This is a genomic window from Niallia tiangongensis, assembly GCF_044704065.1.
GTDB classification, from domain to species: Bacteria; Bacillota; Bacilli; order Bacillales; family Cytobacillaceae; genus Niallia; species Niallia tiangongensis.
In genome coordinates, this window is the sequence record NZ_CP162613.1 from 2,649,872 (window position 1) to 2,666,988 (window position 17,117).

The 17,117-nt window shown below is 35.3% G+C and carries 18 protein-coding genes; 10 read left to right on the forward strand and 8 right to left on the reverse strand.

What is annotated here, in order from left to right:
• Window positions 1-93: 93 nt before the first annotated feature.
• The 3 genes from AB3U99_RS12620 to AB3U99_RS12630 all read left to right on the forward strand — a co-directional run bounded on the left by AB3U99_RS12620 (window position 94) and on the right by AB3U99_RS12630 (window position 5,295).
• Window positions 94-1,659 carry a catalase gene (locus tag AB3U99_RS12620; RefSeq protein WP_400241468.1) on the forward strand — a complete coding sequence of 522 codons (1,566 nt, stop codon included), beginning with the start codon at window positions 94-96 and terminating at the stop codon, window positions 1,657-1,659.
• A gap of 331 nt (window positions 1,660-1,990) precedes the next feature.
• Window positions 1,991-3,868 (forward strand): molecular chaperone HtpG, encoded by a 1,878-nt coding sequence (htpG, locus tag AB3U99_RS12625; RefSeq protein WP_400248061.1) that lies wholly within the window; start codon window positions 1,991-1,993, stop codon window positions 3,866-3,868.
• Window positions 3,869-4,569: 701 nt separating this feature from the next.
• Window positions 4,570-5,295 (forward strand): MBL fold metallo-hydrolase, encoded by a 726-nt coding sequence (locus AB3U99_RS12630; RefSeq protein ID WP_400241469.1) that lies wholly within the window; start codon window positions 4,570-4,572, stop codon window positions 5,293-5,295.
• Between the two features lie 66 nt (window positions 5,296-5,361).
• Here AB3U99_RS12630 and AB3U99_RS12635 read toward each other — a convergent pair whose 3' ends face one another.
• Complete coding sequence (locus tag AB3U99_RS12635) at window positions 5,362-5,985, reverse strand: LysE family translocator (protein WP_400241471.1); 624 nt, start codon at window positions 5,983-5,985, stop codon at window positions 5,362-5,364.
• Window positions 5,986-6,241: 256 nt separating this feature from the next.
• Here AB3U99_RS12635 and AB3U99_RS12640 point away from each other — a divergent pair, with 256 nt between their 5' ends.
• The 5 genes from AB3U99_RS12640 to AB3U99_RS12660 all read left to right on the forward strand — a co-directional run bounded on the left by AB3U99_RS12640 (window position 6,242) and on the right by AB3U99_RS12660 (window position 10,422).
• Entirely contained in the window at window positions 6,242-7,516 is a 1,275-nt protein-coding gene (locus AB3U99_RS12640) for a diguanylate cyclase domain-containing protein (protein WP_400241472.1), read from the forward strand.
• Between the two features lie 264 nt (window positions 7,517-7,780).
• A complete protein-coding gene (locus AB3U99_RS12645) occupies window positions 7,781-8,155 on the forward strand; it encodes a hypothetical protein (RefSeq protein ID WP_400241473.1) in 375 nt (124 codons plus the stop codon).
• Window positions 8,152-8,688: an aminodeoxychorismate lyase gene (locus tag AB3U99_RS12650; RefSeq protein ID WP_400241475.1), complete on the forward strand. Its 537-nt coding sequence runs from the start codon at window positions 8,152-8,154 to the stop codon at window positions 8,686-8,688. The genes AB3U99_RS12645 and AB3U99_RS12650 overlap by 4 nt, the downstream gene beginning before the upstream one ends.
• A gap of 155 nt (window positions 8,689-8,843) precedes the next feature.
• The gene (locus AB3U99_RS12655) at window positions 8,844-9,143 is read left to right on the forward strand and encodes a Parvovirus coat protein VP1-like protein (protein WP_400241476.1); all 300 of its coding nucleotides are present in this window, start codon (window positions 8,844-8,846) and stop codon (window positions 9,141-9,143) included.
• Between the two features lie 61 nt (window positions 9,144-9,204).
• Window positions 9,205-10,422, forward strand: a complete 1,218-nt coding sequence (locus tag AB3U99_RS12660; protein ID WP_400241478.1) for an MFS transporter — start codon at window positions 9,205-9,207, stop codon at window positions 10,420-10,422.
• A 92-nt stretch (window positions 10,423-10,514) separates the two neighbouring features.
• Here AB3U99_RS12660 and AB3U99_RS12665 read toward each other — a convergent pair whose 3' ends face one another.
• From AB3U99_RS12665 to tnpB, 5 genes are all read right to left on the reverse strand, one after another.
• The gene (locus tag AB3U99_RS12665; RefSeq protein WP_400241479.1) at window positions 10,515-11,426 is read right to left on the reverse strand and encodes a glycoside hydrolase domain-containing protein; all 912 of its coding nucleotides are present in this window, start codon (window positions 11,424-11,426) and stop codon (window positions 10,515-10,517) included.
• 5 nt (window positions 11,427-11,431) lie between these two features.
• Window positions 11,432-11,779 (reverse strand): hypothetical protein, encoded by a 348-nt coding sequence (locus AB3U99_RS12670; protein WP_400241481.1) that lies wholly within the window; start codon window positions 11,777-11,779, stop codon window positions 11,432-11,434.
• Between the two features lie 115 nt (window positions 11,780-11,894).
• Window positions 11,895-12,848 (reverse strand): L-lactate dehydrogenase, encoded by a 954-nt coding sequence (locus AB3U99_RS12675; protein WP_400241482.1) that lies wholly within the window; start codon window positions 12,846-12,848, stop codon window positions 11,895-11,897.
• Between the two features lie 237 nt (window positions 12,849-13,085).
• On the reverse strand, window positions 13,086-14,678 hold the full coding sequence (gene tnpC, locus AB3U99_RS12680; protein WP_400241484.1) for an IS66 family transposase: 1,593 nt from the start codon (window positions 14,676-14,678) through the stop codon (window positions 13,086-13,088).
• A 103-nt stretch (window positions 14,679-14,781) separates the two neighbouring features.
• A complete protein-coding gene (gene tnpB, locus AB3U99_RS12685) occupies window positions 14,782-15,135 on the reverse strand; it encodes an IS66 family insertion sequence element accessory protein TnpB (protein ID WP_400241485.1) in 354 nt (117 codons plus the stop codon).
• Between the two features lie 69 nt (window positions 15,136-15,204).
• On the opposite strand from tnpB, the gene AB3U99_RS12690 reads away from it, so the two are divergent.
• Window positions 15,205-15,330 (forward strand): hypothetical protein, encoded by a 126-nt coding sequence (locus tag AB3U99_RS12690; RefSeq protein WP_400241486.1) that lies wholly within the window; start codon window positions 15,205-15,207, stop codon window positions 15,328-15,330.
• A gap of 96 nt (window positions 15,331-15,426) precedes the next feature.
• Here AB3U99_RS12690 and AB3U99_RS12695 read toward each other — a convergent pair whose 3' ends face one another.
• A complete protein-coding gene (locus AB3U99_RS12695) occupies window positions 15,427-15,645 on the reverse strand; it encodes a hypothetical protein (RefSeq protein WP_400241487.1) in 219 nt (72 codons plus the stop codon).
• A 190-nt stretch (window positions 15,646-15,835) separates the two neighbouring features.
• Between AB3U99_RS12695 and AB3U99_RS12700 the strand changes: the two genes are divergently transcribed.
• Complete coding sequence (locus AB3U99_RS12700; protein WP_400241488.1) at window positions 15,836-16,357, forward strand: GNAT family N-acetyltransferase; 522 nt, start codon at window positions 15,836-15,838, stop codon at window positions 16,355-16,357.
• Between the two features lie 43 nt (window positions 16,358-16,400).
• Here the strand turns inward: AB3U99_RS12700 and AB3U99_RS12705 are convergent, their stop codons facing one another.
• Window positions 16,401-17,108, reverse strand: a complete 708-nt coding sequence (locus AB3U99_RS12705; protein ID WP_400241489.1) for a TIGR03943 family putative permease subunit — start codon at window positions 17,106-17,108, stop codon at window positions 16,401-16,403.
• Window positions 17,109-17,117: the final 9 nt, after the last annotated feature.

Sequence of the window (17,117 nt, forward strand, 5' to 3'; positions counted from 1 at the left end):
CACATTTGTTTGTGGTTTTTTGTATTTTGATATGCATAACCATCCTTTATCTGGCAAAACTAGTTTAGTACATAAAAGGAGGTATGCTAAGGAATGAAAGATGAGCAAAGTAAGAATCAACATCAAGAGGATGAATTAACAAATCGTCAAGGTCATCCTGTCACAAACAATCAGAATGTTAGAACAGTTGGGAATCGTGGTCCAACCACATTAGAAAATTATGATTTTCTCGAAAAAATAAGTCATTTTGATAGAGAAAAAATTCCAGAAAGAATTGTGCATGCTAGAGGAGCTGGTGCCCATGGCTATTTTGAAAGCTATGGTACAGTTGGAGACGAACCAATTTCAAAGTATACTCGCGCTAAAATTTTCCAAGAAAAAGGAAAGAAAACTCCTCTGTTTGTTCGTTTTTCCACAGTAGTGCATGGATTGCATTCTCCAGAGACTTTAAGAGATCCTCGTGGATTTGCAATTAAGTTCTACACAGAAGATGGGAACTGGGACTTAGTTGGAAATAACCTAAAAATTTTCTTTATTCGTGATCCATTAAAGTTCCCTGATATGGTCCATTCGTTTAAACCAGATCCCGTCACAAATCTTTCCGATCCAGAAAGAATGTTCGATTTTCTATCCCAATCTCCTGAATCCATGCATATGATTACCTTTTTATTCTCCCCATGGGGCATTCCTGCAAGCTATCGCCACATGCAAGGTTCTGGTGTGCATGCCTATAAATGGGTTAATGAAGAAGGAAAAGGAGTATTAGTGAAATATCATTGGGAACCAAAACAAGGCATCAAAAATTTAACACAAAAAGAAGCAGATCAAATTCAATCCATGAATTATAGCCATGCGACTCAAGATTTATATGAAGCTATAGAAAATGGAGACTATCCAGAATGGGAATTATTTGTGCAAATCATGGAGGATGACGAACATCCGGAACTGGATTATGATCCACTTGATCCAACCAAATTATGGTATAAAGAAGATTACCCATGGTTGCCAGTAGGAAAAATGGTGCTTAATAAAAATCCTGAAAACTATTTTGCGGAGGTAGAACAGGTCGCATTTGGTACTGGAGTCCTTGTAGATGGATTAGATTTCTCTGATGATAAACTATTACAAGGTAGAACTTTCTCTTATTCAGATACACAAAGATACCGTGTCGGATCCAACTATCTACAATTGCCTATCAACAGACCAAAGAAACATGTTGCGACAAATCAAGAAGGTGGTCAAATGGACTTCCGAACTGAATTTAGCAAACATCAAAATCCTCATATTAATTATGAGCCGTCAACAATTGGTGGTTTAAAAGAAGCGAAAAACCCAGGAAAAGAACATGAGCCTTATGTAGAAGGAAAACTCAAGCGAGAAACCATTTCAAGAGAAAACAATTTTGGCCAAGCTGGTGAAACATATCGAAGATTTACTGATTTTGAAAGAGACGAATTAATTTCTAATCTTTCTAATGCTTTGGCAAGCTGCCGAAAAGAAATCCAAGATATTATGATTGAGAATTGCACAAAAAGTGACCCGGATTACGGAAAAAGAATTGCAGAAGGAATTAAAAAAGTAACAGAATCAAATCAAGAAAAAATGGATAAAGCAGTAGGTGAAGCAGAAAGCATATCTCACCCATCTGATCCATATTGATGATTAAGGAATAGGCTGCCCGGTTGGGTGGTCTTTTTTCTTATAGCAAAGAAGTGGTTTGGACAATATATTCATATTTTAGACAATAGCAATACTGGATTGGATTTATATAATCTAATTTTGGATCATATTCATGTTCATTTGCATCATAAATTCAATTTTTCGCTCATATCTGACCCATGCTAGTATTAACTAACCTATCCACTGAAAAATATCCTAATAATTGACATACCTCTTGAAATATGATATTAAATTAATAGATTAGCACTCACGAACTTTAAGTGCTAATATTATTACATAAGAATGAAGAGAAAGGATGTATAAAAAGATGATCGAAACGAAAGAATTCAAAGCGGAATCGAAACGATTATTAGAAATGATGATTAACTCCATTTATTCTCAACGAGAAGTTTTTCTACGAGAGTTAATCTCTAATGCAAGTGATGCGATTGACAAGATTTATTATAAAGCCTTAACAGATGATTCTATCAATTTTGAAAAAGACAATTATTTTATTCAAATATCAGCTGATAAAGAAAACCGGACATTAACTATTTCCGATACTGGAATTGGGATGACAAAGGAAGAGTTGGAATCGAATTTAGGTACAATCGCTAAAAGTGGTTCTCTTGCTTTCAAAATGGAAAACGATTCGAAAGATGGCCATGACATAATTGGACAGTTCGGAGTTGGATTCTATGCTGCATTTATGGTTGCAGATGAAGTAACAGTGATTACTAAATCATTAAACAGTGATACCGCATATAAATGGATTTCAAAAGGCGCAGATGGCTATACCATTGAAGAAACGGAGAAATCGACAATTGGTACAGATATTATCCTCACAATAAAGGAAAATACGGAAGAAGATCAGTACGATGAATTTTTAGAGGAATATCGCTTAAAATCGATTATTAAAAAATACTCTGATTTTATCCGTTATCCTATTAAAATGGAAGTGACTTCAAGCAAATTAAAAGAAGGAACAGAAAACGAATACGAGGAAGTTACAGAAGAGCAGATCCTCAATAGCATGGTTCCTATCTGGAGAAAAAATAAAAATGAATTAACTGATGAAGACTATCAAAATTTCTATGAAGAAAAACGCTATGGATATGATAAACCACTTAAGCATATTCATGTTAGTGTAGATGGTGCTATTCGATATAACGCGATCCTTTATATTCCGGAAAAAACACCGTTCGATTATTATTCTAAAGAATATGAAAAAGGTTTAGAGCTTTATTCAAATGGCGTCTTAATCATGGAGAAATGCGGGGACTTGCTGCCGGAATACTTTAGCTTTGTAAAAGGCATGGTCGATTCAGAAGATTTATCCCTAAATATTTCAAGAGAAATGCTACAGCATGATCGCCAATTAAAGCGTATTGAAAAGAACTTAACCAAGAAAATTAAAAGTCAGCTCCTTAGCCTTCTAAAGGACGAAAGAGACCAATACGAATCCTTCTATGAATCATTTGGAAGACAAATAAAATTCGGTGTCTACAATGATTTCGGGATGAATAAAGAAATGCTACAAGACCTTCTATTATTCTATTCATCTAAAGAGAAAAAATTAGTATCATTAGAAGAATACGTAGAAAGAATGCCAGAAGATCAAAAATTCATTTATTATGCATCTGGTGATTCTATTGAACGTATTGATAAACTTCCACAAACAGAATTAGTTACCGATAAAGGCTATGAAATCCTGTATTTAACAGATGATATTGATGAATTCGCGATAAAAATGATTGCCAATTATAAGGAAAAGGAATTCAAGTCAGTATCTAGCGGTGGTTTAGGTCTTAACCAAGAAGAGGAACAAGACGAAAAAGAAGCAACAGAGGAAAACAAAGCATTATTTGATTATATGAAGGAAATTCTTTCCGATAAGGTGAAAAGCGTAAAAGTATCTACTCGTTTAAAATCACATCCTGTTTGCTTAACTGCTGATGGAGAAGTTTCTATTGAAATGGAAAAAGTTCTAAGCATGATGCCAGATAATCAAAACATTAAAGCAGATAAAGTGTTAGAAATTAATAAACACCATGAAATTTTCCAAGCATTAAGAGAAGCTTTTGAGAACGATAAGGATAAAGTTGCTCTCTATACAAATCTTCTTTATAACCAAGCATTGTTAATTGAAGGTCTATCCATTGAGGACCCTATTGAATTCACAAATAATATTTGTAAACTAATGAAATAACTAACTAAAAAGAGGCTGGGACATAAGAATTCCAGCCAAAGTTAAAGCCAAACAATTACACGAATTTGTATGATTGTTTGGCTTTTTAATCGGCTTGTAAAAAAAGCTGTTTCAGTTGTTATCACCCGCAGACTGAATACACTTCGCTTTCCGTGGGGCTCGCGCTAAAGCCGCGGTCTGCCTTTAGCCTGCAGGGTCTCAGGCTGTCTCTCTAATCCCCGTGGCGTCTACGTGTATTCAGGCTGCTCCATATTTCCTACTAATTTATTTTTTCTTGAAAAACACTATTTTTTAGGGGATTGCCTTAAAAAACGGAGTGGAATGGAGCGGAGGACACTTGACTCCTGCGGGAAGTAGAGCAAAGCCTAAGACCCCACAGGCTTTAGCCGAGGAGGCTTAGGTTGCTCCCCTGCGCATCGTGTGTCTGTAGCGCAATGGAAAGAATTAGTTTTTACACTTGACTATCTTTAAAAACATAAATAATCAGTATATGAAAGTAACCTTTATTTAAGAGCTAAATTAGAGCTTGTTCGTCTTTACAGATTAACTATTTAGTTTTGTCCCATCCTCTTTTCCCTCTATATACTTCCCAATTTTCCCAAACATAAAAAACATCTTCCTTCCTTCTTAATTAATGTTTTACTATTTAAAACGAAACCGCTATACTTATTACAAAACAATCAGAGATGGGGAACAATACTATGACAGAATTAAAAGGAATAGAGATTTTGACGATTGAAAAAGATTCCTTTGTCATTCACCCAACCATTATATGGGATGATAAACAAACTTTATTAATAGATACAGGTATGCCTGGTTATATGGAAGACATAAATCTAATTATGGCCAAAGCTAATAAATCATTGGAAGATTTAACTGCAATTTTGTTGACACACCAAGATATAGATCATATTGGGAGTTTACCAGATATATTAACAGCATGTACACAGCATTTAACTATTTATGCACATAAGGAGGACATCCCTTATATAGAAGGAAATCTACCGTTATTAAAAGCAAATCCCGCTAAATTCACTGAAAAGCAATGGGAAGCATTACCAGACTCATTAAAGTTTATTTATCTACACCCACCAAAGGCGCAGGTTACCGATTCACTAGAAGATGGTCAATTATTAGCTATTAATGAGGGACTAGAGATTATTCATACACCTGGGCATACACCGGGACATATAAGCATATTCCATAAAAAATCGAATACATTAATTGCTGGTGACGCATTAGTTGCTGTAAATGGAAAGCTTCAACTACCTAACCCAGTACATACCCCAGATATGGACCTTGCGATTCAATCGATTAAAAAGTTCCTTAAGTATCCAATTAAACAAGTTGTTTGCTATCACGGTGGTATCGTATCCGACAATGTAATAGAGCAATTACAAGATCTAGCAAAATCAAAAACTGTTTAAAAAAGATGCCCTATTAAAAGTAGAGGCGATTTACTTCTACTAAGGATCTTTTCAACTGTAAAATCATTATAAGAAGAATTGAATTCCACGAATTCCAAAATATCCTCCAAACAGAAGCAATATAAGCCCTGAAATCTTGCTGATGATGGTAATTAACTGTTCGGAGACAACTGTCCGGAAAAAACTCGATAAAATGGATACGGTAAGATCCCAGATGGCAACTCCAAACAACATGCATCCAGTATACAAAAATAAGGTACTTGTACTAAAAGTATGTATGGTTGAAGCTAATATAGAACCATATATGCCTAACCAGAAAATAATCGACAGCGGATTCATTATACTCATAAGCACCCCAGTGATAAATGATCGAAACATAGAGTTAGTATCCTTACTGCTTCTTGAGATTGTACTTGTTTTCGTCATGACCCCTTCTATACCTGTGTAAATGAGGACAAATGCTCCAAATAGCCATAGAAAGGTTTGCACAATGGGGATATTAGCTAATTTTGCCACTCCAAAGTATACGAGAATTATGAAGAATACGTCACCCAATAGAGATCCTAACGATAGAACCCAAGCATGACGAAACCCATATCTAAGACCTCTGTTTATAACAGCAGCATTCACAGGGCCAATCGGTGCTGCCAATGATAAACCTAAGGCAATATAATATAAAATACTATCCATCAACGATCCTCCTAATATAAACGTCTATATTAAACGTATTCAAAAGAGCAAGCCTGTACCACTTATTTAGAAACTTTTTTCATTATTGATTGAGGTTTTCTTATGCATGGATTAACAAAATTAAATAGCACGCAAGTATCTTGACTTCAAAGTAATCTTTTAAAAATAGACTAATAATGATATAATAGTTAAAAAATAGAAAATACAGAAAATATCCATTTCCCTATATTAATACTTTTTAGTAGGAGACATAACTATGAATGGTATGAATGATAACGATTCACCCTCTCTTGATTTTTTTCGTATGTTAGTGGAGCATGTGAGTGACTGGATTTGGCAAATAAATGAACAGTGGGAATTTACTTATTCCAATTCAATCGTAGAAGAAATATTAGGATATTCAGCTCGTGAAATACTCGGAAAATCAATGTTTTCTTTTATTCAAACAGAAGACATTGAAGCACTAGAAGCAATCGCTTCTAGTGCTTCAATTAACAATAAAAGGTTACAAAATATTGATTTCACAATGATCCACCGTAATGGGCATGAGGTTTTTATTGAAACGAATGCGAAACCCGTGATAGATGACAAAAACAAAACCATCGGATATAGAGGCATAAATCGGGATATCACCTTATGGAAGAAAAACCGAGAGCGTCAACAGCAATTACTAGATATTATCGAAGCTTCTCCAGATTTTATTGCAACAGCTGATATCTTTGGGAATACGACCTATTTAAATCCATCTGCAAGAACATTTCTTGGCATTCCTAATGCAGAGGAAGATCTACAACCCGTTAATGCACAATTATGGACTAATAAATTTGTAGAATTAAAAGAGCATGAGCTTTCTAACGAGAAAAGCATATGGAAGGGAGAAAATATTCTTACTAACTCATTAGGAAAACAAATTCCTGTATCGCAAACAATCGTGAACCATAAAGCTAGCCATAAAAATGTCCATTTCCTTTCGACGATTGCAAGAGATATTTCGGAAAGAAAGGCATATGAAACGATTATAAAACGACAAGCTTTATATGATACGTTGACAGAACTACCTAATCGACGCTACTTATATAAAACTATTTCTAAATTAATAGAGAGAATGGACGAGACCAATACATTTGCCTTATTATTCATCGATATTGATGACTTTAAACAAATAAATGATACGTTAGGACACAAGTACGGCGATCGAGCACTGAAACTTATCGCATCAAGAATGAAGGGGTCAGTAAGAGAGCATGATTTTCTATGCCGGTTAGGAGGAGATGAATTTATTCTCCTAGTAGAAGGTATGAAAACAGAACAGGAACTAGAAAATTATGCAAAGAGACTGCTTTCCATTTTCAACCATCCACTTCGAATGGATAATTTGTTTCATTCGATTACATGCAGTATAGGAATAAGTATATATCCAACCCATGGAAAAGATGCAGAAACATTAATGCAAAACGCAGATAAAATTATGTATCACATGAAGAAGACTGGGAAAAATGGATATCAAATCACACATCCAAATAAAAAATGATTCACAGGCAAATGCTTATGAATCATTTTTTATGAGTATATTTACCTATATCCGGAATTTCTTTACAAAAAATGAGCATTTTCACATGAAAAATCTATTGTTTTGAAGGATGCTTGCAACTATATTCTTATAATATTAGGTGCAAAATTATCCCAACTTGTCTAACTATTGAAGGATTTTGTAGAATATGATCGAAAAATAATAAAAAAGAATGTATAATAGGTACTTAGGATAATAGATTCTGAAAGAGGGAGGATCTTTAAAATGGAATGGACTCTAGCCATTTTGTTTATTGCAGCAGCCATTTTGCTCATTACTTCCGTTATTAAAGCAAAACAAACGTCAAAATCAGAGCAACGTGAAATAGATGTAATTCACCTTTCTGTGATGGAAGAAATAGCACAGTTGCAAAAACAAATTCGTCATCTTGAGTTGGACTTAGAAATAATGGAAAAAGAATCAGGCGTTCAACTAGCTTCTAAGGACCGTACGGTTTTAAGAGATGTACTTGACTTGCATAGACGTAAGTATTCAGTTGAAAGTATTGCAGCTCAAAAAAAGCTTACTCAAACTGAAGTAGAAGAGATGTTAGCTCCTTACTTACTTGGAAAAGAAGAAAGGAGAAGTGTTTTACAATGAAACCTACTGTAATCACAAGTTTCGCAGCAGGACTACTTTTAGCAACTTCTGTTAGTGGAATCGTCTATTTTTCTACAAAAGATGATTCCGTAAAGGCAGAAGAAAACAAAGTCGAAAAAGTTGATAAAGTTGAAGGTGATGTAGCAAATACGCCGACTGTAGAAGAAATGAAAGAAATTTTAACTAGCAGCGGGTATGTTGTTCAAACTTCTGAAGAAGCTAAGCAAAAGGAAGAAGAGCAAAAACAAGCATCTGAATCCAATACTTCTGAAGAAAAGAAAGATGACAAACAAGAAGAAGAGAAAAAAGAGGAAGTTAAAACAGTCACTGTTACTGTTTCAAGCGGTATGACAAGCTATGATGTAGGAAGCATTTTACATGATGAAAAGATCATTAAAGAAACTGCCTTGGAATTCTCACTAAAAGTAGATAAAAAAGGCGTAGCAGAATACTTAAAGCTAGGATCATTTAAAATTAAAAGCGATATGTCAACCGATGAAATCATTTCCAAGATTTTCAAGAAACAAAGCTAATATATAAAGGTTTGTTCATAAAGGGTACGCTCTTTTGAACAAGCCTTTATTTTTTTATGCGATAAAAGGTTCAAATTATCATTCTCTTTATGGATAGATTTCCTAATCCATTTTATACAAGCTTCATAATCTAAAAGGGAAGGGAGAATCAAACAATGCAAAAGAAAAGAAGGAAAAAAAATCAGATTAGAATTTGTCTTCCAGGTGGCTATCGCTATTGTGGCCCAGGCTGCAGCGGTCCTGGTGTGCCAATTAATTATGTCGATTCCTGTTGCCAAAAACATGATCAATGTGTTGAAACATACGGTTCCTGCCGATATTGTGATGAAAAATTACTTCGCTGTGTCCAATCAAAATTAAGAAATCCTAATCAGGAAGGCAAAACAGCCAGACTTATTTCTGATTTCATGCGATTTCGACTTGAAATTAACGGTGGGTGGAGAGGGAATCGTTAATATCTTCTTATTAACGATAATATACTGAAGATAAACTACCTCAAAATAAAGGAGTAAGGAAATGAATTCATCCCATCTTCCGGAAGAAAAAACAGAATCACAAGAACATCGGATACAAAGAAATGCAATAATTATTCTTTTTTTTGGTGGTTTACTTGTCGTTTCCAGCTTGTATGTAACCATTCCTTTATTCAATCATTTGGTCGAAACATACAACATTCAGCCTCTTGAAAGTGGATGGAGCAGCAGTATATTTTCCATTTGCTATGCAGTAGGACTGATTTTCTTTGGGCTGTTGTCCGTTGAAGGAAAGAGACATCATCTTTTTTTATTATGCTTTATTGGGATGACCGTCATTACACCGTTAATATCTCTAACTCCAAATTATATATTTTTTCTTATCTTTAGAGGCATGCAAGGCTTTCTGGCGGCTTCTTTTGCCCCAAATGCCCTTGGTTTTGCCTTAGATTGGTTTCCAACTGAAAAAAAAGTGCTTGCAGTCGCATGGGTTAATACAGGCTTTTTGCTGGCAGGGATTATTGGTCCATTTATTAGCAGCTCTGTACTTTTTTTGTGGAATTGGCAAACAGTATTTCTCGTTTTTGGGATACTATATTTCATCATGCTAATTCACGTTTTTTATTTTTTACCAAAGGGAAGCAGACCAATACAGAAAGAACGCCAGCATTATTTGCTGCAAATGAAAGCACTATTTATGAGAAAGCATATTTACTTCTGCTATTGGATTACTATTACATTACTCTTTTCTTATGTGGCTATATTTACTTTTATCGATCCTTTTCTTCAGGAACGAGCATTTACCGCAAAAACTATTTTCAATCTAAAATTAGTTGGAATGATTGGCGTCTTTTTTACGATTGCCTCAAAATTTTTGATTACACTATATGGTAATCAAATGGTGTTACGGGCAGGGCTATTTGTTGCAATTATCTCTGTCTTTGGTTTAGCCTTTGTATCTTCTAATTGGTTAATAGGGGTTTCCATTCTTCTATTTATTGGAGGGATTTCTCTATCTATTCCTGCTAATATCGATATAATTCATCAATTAGGAAGCGAACAAAGGAACGTAGCTATTACATGCTATACCGTTATTTTATTTATAGGGGCATCCATTGCTCCTGTGTTTTCTATTTACTTAATCGAGAAAGCAATGATCAATATTGGAATGATAGCATTAAGCGTTATCCTTTTCAGTTCATTTATTTGTTCTTTTTTTATCCGTCAAAAAAATCTTGTTCAACCATTAAATAAAGAGTGATAATGTATTTTCATACGAAACTGCCTGAAATTTTTCACCAAACAAAAAAGCCATCTTACTTTCCGATGACTCGTTAGTAAGATGAAGCTTTTTTAATGTTTCCATAATACATCTGTTAGTTTACCATCAAATAGATTTGTATCTATATTACACGTTTCATCATCAATGCCATATTGCCAGCCATATGCAAGGGAACCTTCTGGAGCATCCACTTTAAATTCTGGCGCATCCTGTTCGGTAGTAATTCCAATGTTTGGAGAAGCAGACCATAGGTACGTGTTTTCCTTTATTTCTCCCTTATTTTCTACGGCTTCATTAAATGCATTTGTAAGTGCCTCTCCTGAATCAAAGATACCATAAATTGCAGGTTCATAAGAGGATTTGCTTACTTCGTCATACCAACCCTCAATAAAGGCTGTATCGACAGGATAGTTTGGCTCTATGTCAGCAAAAATTGCAACGCCATCAGGAGCGCTAAGGTCATTAGCTAATGCTATTGCTTTTTTTGCTTCACTAACGCCATTATTATAGCCAGTTGCATCGGTGAACCCATTATAGATAAGAAGGATATCTGCTTCATTGGAGTGAATTAAATCAACTTGTTCCCCTGTTAGACCATGTGAAACACCATCATTTGTACCTAAATAGCGTGCTAGAATTTTTGGGGTTCCGAAGTTATCTCTCACACAAGCATAGAAATCCTCCGTTGTTTCACTAGCGGAATCAATTCCCCATAAATAGGAAGTTTCATCATTATTATCCGTACCGTTAGAACTATCTTCGTTATTTCCGTTACTATTTTCATCGTTATTACTATCGTCATTACCGTTTGAATTTCCATTATCATTATTTGTAGTTTCTTGTTTTCCATTTGTATTAAGCTCATTTGTAACATCCACATCAACTGTTAGATCTAAGTCATTTAATATTTTATTTGCTAATTCCGCTTTGTTATTAGCAAAAATATTGTTGGTAATCGTATTATTTGTTGTACCATTTACCATGCCTTTTAACAGATTCTCAATGGCATTATTAATGTAACAGATGCTTCATTTTCTGCCTTATTATCAATAATATTATCAATGGATGCACCCTTGTCCTCTATATCATTCGTTACTTTATTATCAATCGTCACTTTCGATTCACCACTTACAATATTTTGAATATTATTTGTTACAGATATATTGACATTTCCTTGGCCGCTTTCCGTTGTAGCAGTGCCTTGTGAAACAACTGAATTGCTTGGTTCCTTGTCTGCTTCCACACTATTTGTATGAAAAAGCAATACAGTTACAATTCCGGAAAATAGAATCAAGAAAGTAGCAGCTGCTATGAGAAGATATTTCTTCCAGTCCATTCTGTCACACCTTTCCTAATTTACTTACCATATAAAGTATGTAAACTAGACTGTTTGGGTGTGGGCTATTCTAGATTAAGAAATGACCTTCCTTAGCAGCTCAAGAGAGAAAGCTTTATTTATAAAAATGAGGTTTTAGAATATCTTTTAAGATAGTCGCACTTTGATGAAATTTTTCTTGCTCGTCTTCAGCTAGCTCTAATTCAACGACTTCACGTATTCCTTCTCTATTTATTACAGCTGGAACACCTATATAGACATCCTTCTCTCCATATTGGCCATCTAGGTATGCAGAAACGGTTAACACACTATTTTCATTACTTAAGATTGCCTTTGTAATCCGCACAAGTCCCATAGCAATCCCGTAATAAGTAGCACCTTTACCTTCAATAATTTTGTAGGCCGCATCCCGCACATTCACAAAAATTTCGTCTAAATCCTCCATTTTATATTTTGCAGCTCTTTTCATTAGCTTATAAACAGGAATACCGGCAACATCTGCTGAACTATAGGCTGGCAGTTCACTGTCTCCATGTTCCCCAATGATATAGGCATGCACACTAGTTGGAGCAACTTTAAAGTAATCTCCAAGTAAAAAGCGGAACCGAGCAGTATCCAAAATCGTCCCAGAGCCAACAACCTGATTTTTCGGTAGTCCACTATATCGCCAAGTAGCATAGGTTAAAATGTCTACTGGATTTGTTGCAACTAAGAATATTCCATGAAATCCACTTGCCATTACTTGGTCAACAATTGATTTAAATATTTTCAAATTCTTTTCTACTAGATCAAGACGTGTTTCCCCGGGCTTTTGATTCGCTCCAGCACATATAACAACTAAATCCATCTCAGCGCAATCCTTATACTCGCCATATTTAATACTTATGGGGTTAGGGGCAAATACCTTACCATGATTCAAATCCATTACGTCTCCAAAAGCTTTATCCTTATTAAGATCAATCAATAATAATTCATCCACAATCCCTTGATTCATTAACGCAAACGCATAACTTGAGCCTACAAAGCCAGTGCCAATTAAGGCTACACGACTAACTTTATTACTAAGCATGATTTACTCTCCTTTTGAACATATTTTAACCATATCGTTTGTTTTTTTATAGGGAATTATGTATCTAACAATAAAGAAAAGGAGGGTGGAAGGTAAATTATCTGAACGAAAAAAAGAAGCCACTAAAAGATAGCTTCTCTACTGTAAGCCCGAATTATAAAAATAGCGCACCTTTTCGGTACGCATTACAAATAGCCGTGAATTCTGATTTTTTTAATCGAATTACGGCTATTTCATTTATTTGCTACATTCTCCCTGAATTATTTTTGACCAGGGCATGTATTGATCTAATATCTCAGGGTTTTGTTGGATGCTGAGATTTGGCAGATCCGTAAAAAGTTTTTTTATATATTTATAGAAATCAACGCCGTTACTTTTGCTAGTTTCAGCGATACTCAAACAGACGGCATTCGCTTTTGCACCTGCTTCACTTACACTAAAAAGCCAATTTTTTCTTCCTATAACGTTGGGACGAATGGCGTTCTCGGCCGGATTATTATCTATTTCAATTCGCCCATCATTCAGGAATGCTTTAAGTCCATTTGCCCTGTTCAATGTGTATTCAGCTGCTTTAGCCAAGGCATTTTTTCCGTAGAATGGTGACGTTTCAACCCACTTAAAAAATTTATCTACAATTGGCTTTGAGTATTTTTGGCGTTTTTTCCTTCGTTTACTCGGAGACAAATGTTTAAATTTCCTTTCGAGTCGATATAATTCGTCGCAATAGCTCACTCCGATTCGGCCATTTTTGCTGTCTGCTTTAAGCCAGTAACGCCTAACGTGCGCCCAACAATTTGCGAAGGTAACGCCTTCCAACTTATCATAGGCGGAATAACCATCGCAAATGATCGTACCAGAAAAGCCTTTAATGAAACTTTCAAGGACAGATCGAGCTCGAGATAATGCACTTTGAAAGAGAGTCATTGTTGGCCCTTGGCTTGGCACACTTCGAAACACCCAATTATAGGCATTGGCTTGGCCTGATTTCCCATCCGATCGGTTGATAATTTGTCCATATGTTTCATCGACATGCAAAACTGATTTAGACATCATCAACTCTTTCATTCGTTCGTAAACAGGTATGAGCCAATCGTGTGCTGCACGGATAACCCAATTCGAGAGATTTTTATCATTGGTATCCAATCCATAGCGATCCCATTCTTTTACCTGACGGTAAAGAGGTAAGTATTGTACAAATTTATCATAGATAACTTTGGCAAGTACGCTAGGACTTGCCATGCTACGCTGAATCGCTGGTTGAGGTGCTTTCCCGCGTTTAATTTGTGCTGGCTGTGATGAATCCACTTTACAGCCTTTACATTCATACGCATGTTCAACGTGCTGTACTTTCATCATTTTGGCAGGAATAAATGTTGCTTCTTCACGTACGATTGTACTGCCAATTTCAATCATTTGCTCTTGGCAACAGTCACAGATTGTATTTTCCGGATAATGGTGAATAGCTTCTACTTCAATACCATCATGCAAGGAATCATTTCGTTTTTTTGATGTAACTTTTCGTACAACAGTATAAGAAATTGTCTGCTGGCTTTGTTCTTCTGTGTGCTCAGGTTCGCTAAAATCCGGGTCATCATCAAATAATGAGCCTTGCCCATCTGGTAGGTTATATTTCGATTTTTCGGTTTTTGATCCATATAAAAGCTTAGTTAAATGGCGTACTTGATCGGTTAACACTTCAATCTGTTTAGTTGATCGATCTAGCTTTTTCGATAAATCTTTGTTTTGTTGATTTGAATGAGCCAATTGTTCTTCGAGAAGTCGAATTAATTTCTCATATGGATTATTGTTATTGGAAGAAGCATTAACCATTTATTTCACCACTTTTCGTTCACATAAGTTATAGGTATATTATAACATTTTTAACATGAAAAATAAACTTGAGAATGGCTTTAAATCAACATTTCCAGCAGGTTTAGAATACTCCTTTTTGTGATTTTTGAATGGCGTTTGGTTGCTGAATCGATAACCCCTCAAGCAGCCACCTAACCTCCTGTTGGGAAAGTTTTCGCACCTCATCTTCGTCTTTTGGCCATTGAAGTTTGCCTTTATCCAAACGTTTATAAAGCATGGCGAAGCCATCACCATCGAAATACAAACATTTATACCGATCCTTACTCCATCCTGAAAATAAGAAAATGGAATCACCATATGGGTCCAGTTCAAAAGAATCTTGAATCAGTGTCGCTAATCCATCAATCCCTTTACGCATGTCAGTTTTTCCACAAATGATATATATATTTTTAACACTTGTATAGTCGTGTTTCACAGATGTTTCAGCTCCCTCATAACCGTTTGAATGATGTGCTGATCCACGCCGTTGTTGAAGGAGATTTCTATGCTTGCCGTTTTGATCGTGCAAGCGTTACTGGAAGAGGCTGCTGATGACGTGGATGAATATGAAACCTTATTTTCGGAATGTAATGTAACGGGGACGATTGTTAGTTTTTGTTTTGGCATATGAAAAGCACCTCCTTAAATTGATACATTCATCGTACCAGGAGGCACTGCGTGTTTATATGCGTTGTTTGATTGGGGGCTTACTCTCTACTTGCATTTTCTAGCGTTTTCTTTTTTTAGAGTCTGTTGCAAGAGCTGCTTTTTTAACAATCTTCTCAAATTCTACATTTGCTTGAAATACATCCTCTTTTAATTGATTAACTGATAAAACCTTTCCTTTGCGCCCTTTAATTTTTATTTCTTGATCCACATTCGGGATTTCTTGCCGGAGTTGAGTTAATACATTCGTACTATTTTCAAAAAAGTGAACAGTTACCATCTGTTATTCCACTCCTTTAATCGAATTTTTCTCATAATAAAATAAATATGATGTTCGAAATAAATTAGAACGTAAAACATTATAGAACCAATGGGACAAGTTTTCCTTCCAAATGAAAAAGATTAGGAACCAACTTCTGATGTCTTCGCTTATAATAAAAGAAGAATATACAAAGGTGAGGGAACCGCACATGAAAATTTCCTTTAAAAAAACAGGAAATCCAACAGACTGTCTGATTACAAGGTTAAATAAATGGGAGAATGATCCAATGCTAATCCCATTAATCCATCCTTGTCGGAATAAAATGGATTTAGAAAGCTATGTACTGATAACAAAAGAAGAAATGAAAAAACGATTAACGAAGTATCATATGTATGAAATATATCTAGACAATATACTGGTAGGAGAAATGAATTACACCGTTGATCCAGTCCATTTGTATAAAAAAGAACGAGGGACTGCATGGATTGCCATCACAATTGGGGAAGAAATGGCAAGAGGGAGAGGAGTAGGCTCCATTTCACTCAAATATTTGGAAGAACAGATTAAAAAGCAGGGTTTAAAAAGAATCGAATTAGGCGTATTCGAATTTAATAAAAGTGCTCAAAAATTATACAACAAACTCGGCTACCGAGAAATCGGCAAAAATAAACAATTTACCTATTACCAGGATAGAATGTGGGACGACATCCGTATGGAAAAATACGTATAAAAAAAGAGGGAATGTTATGCAAAAGCTAACATTCCCTCTTTTTTTAGTATTGACGATATACATAAGGATCATGGGGCTCGTTTATTGATTTCCACTCTGTAACTTTAAGAATCGGAATGGTTTTCTTAAATGGTTGATAATAAATGGTTTCAAGCTTTCCTGTTACCTGTAACCACTGATCATTGTCTTTTTTCATATCGTCTGGAATATCTAGGAGCATCCCAAATACTCCAGCATCCGCAATACAATGTATGATGCCAAATCGCAGCAGGAACAGCTGATTATTCATTAAATCCTCTTCCTTATACGAAAAACCAGTGATGGTAATTTCTCGATCCATAAATTGTCCTGGATAATTATAAATCGTTTCTAAATCATTTAAGAAATTATCTTCTCCCAAAGTAATTTCCTTTAGATTCTTTATTTTATCTAAACCCTTATCCATTACTTCTGCATATCCTTCTTTTCCATAATAGCTGCTTGTATTCGGCTGCAAGAATTGATGCTGACTATATTCATCATCTTCGTCATATGCAGGGAAATACAAGCCTTTTTTCTCCACTATATTGGAGTCAAGGGTTGCTACTGGAAGCATTAACCCAGTTAGGATTGGAAGAATCAATGTTACAATCGTTAATCCACGTTTCCACCAGCTATTTTCTTCATGGGAATGATCGTGTCCGCAATGGTCACAAGAATCATGGCTATGTTTATTTTTAAAAAAACACCTACTTTTTTGGTAAGAATACATGAGTCCATT

Bases quoted from the DNA above. Each gene is read 5' to 3' on its own strand.
- AB3U99_RS12620 (WP_400241468.1), top strand. From the start codon at position 94: ATGAAAGATGAGCAAAGTAAGAATCAACATCAAGAGGATGAATTAACA.
- AB3U99_RS12630 (WP_400241469.1), top strand. From the start codon at position 4,570: ATGACAGAATTAAAAGGAATAGAGATTTTGACGATTGAAAAAGATTCC.
- AB3U99_RS12635 (WP_400241471.1), bottom strand. From the start codon at position 5,985: ATGGATAGTATTTTATATTATATTGCCTTAGGTTTATCATTGGCAGCA.
- AB3U99_RS12640 (WP_400241472.1), top strand. From the start codon at position 6,242: ATGAATGGTATGAATGATAACGATTCACCCTCTCTTGATTTTTTTCGT.
- AB3U99_RS12645 (WP_400241473.1), top strand. From the start codon at position 7,781: ATGGAATGGACTCTAGCCATTTTGTTTATTGCAGCAGCCATTTTGCTC.
- AB3U99_RS12650 (WP_400241475.1), top strand. From the start codon at position 8,152: ATGAAACCTACTGTAATCACAAGTTTCGCAGCAGGACTACTTTTAGCA.
- AB3U99_RS12655 (WP_400241476.1), top strand. From the start codon at position 8,844: ATGCAAAAGAAAAGAAGGAAAAAAAATCAGATTAGAATTTGTCTTCCA.
- AB3U99_RS12660 (WP_400241478.1), top strand. From the start codon at position 9,205: ATGAATTCATCCCATCTTCCGGAAGAAAAAACAGAATCACAAGAACAT.
- AB3U99_RS12665 (WP_400241479.1), bottom strand. From the start codon at position 11,426: ATGGTAAATGGTACAACAAATAATACGATTACCAACAATATTTTTGCT.
- AB3U99_RS12670 (WP_400241481.1), bottom strand. From the start codon at position 11,779: ATGGACTGGAAGAAATATCTTCTCATAGCAGCTGCTACTTTCTTGATT.
- AB3U99_RS12675 (WP_400241482.1), bottom strand. From the start codon at position 12,848: ATGCTTAGTAATAAAGTTAGTCGTGTAGCCTTAATTGGCACTGGCTTT.
- tnpC (WP_400241484.1), bottom strand. From the start codon at position 14,678: ATGGTTAATGCTTCTTCCAATAACAATAATCCATATGAGAAATTAATT.
- AB3U99_RS12690 (WP_400241486.1), top strand. From the start codon at position 15,205: ATGCTTGCCGTTTTGATCGTGCAAGCGTTACTGGAAGAGGCTGCTGAT.
- AB3U99_RS12695 (WP_400241487.1), bottom strand. From the start codon at position 15,645: ATGGTAACTGTTCACTTTTTTGAAAATAGTACGAATGTATTAACTCAA.
- AB3U99_RS12700 (WP_400241488.1), top strand. From the start codon at position 15,836: ATGAAAATTTCCTTTAAAAAAACAGGAAATCCAACAGACTGTCTGATT.
- AB3U99_RS12705 (WP_400241489.1), bottom strand. From the start codon at position 17,108: ATGTATTCTTACCAAAAAAGTAGGTGTTTTTTTAAAAATAAACATAGC.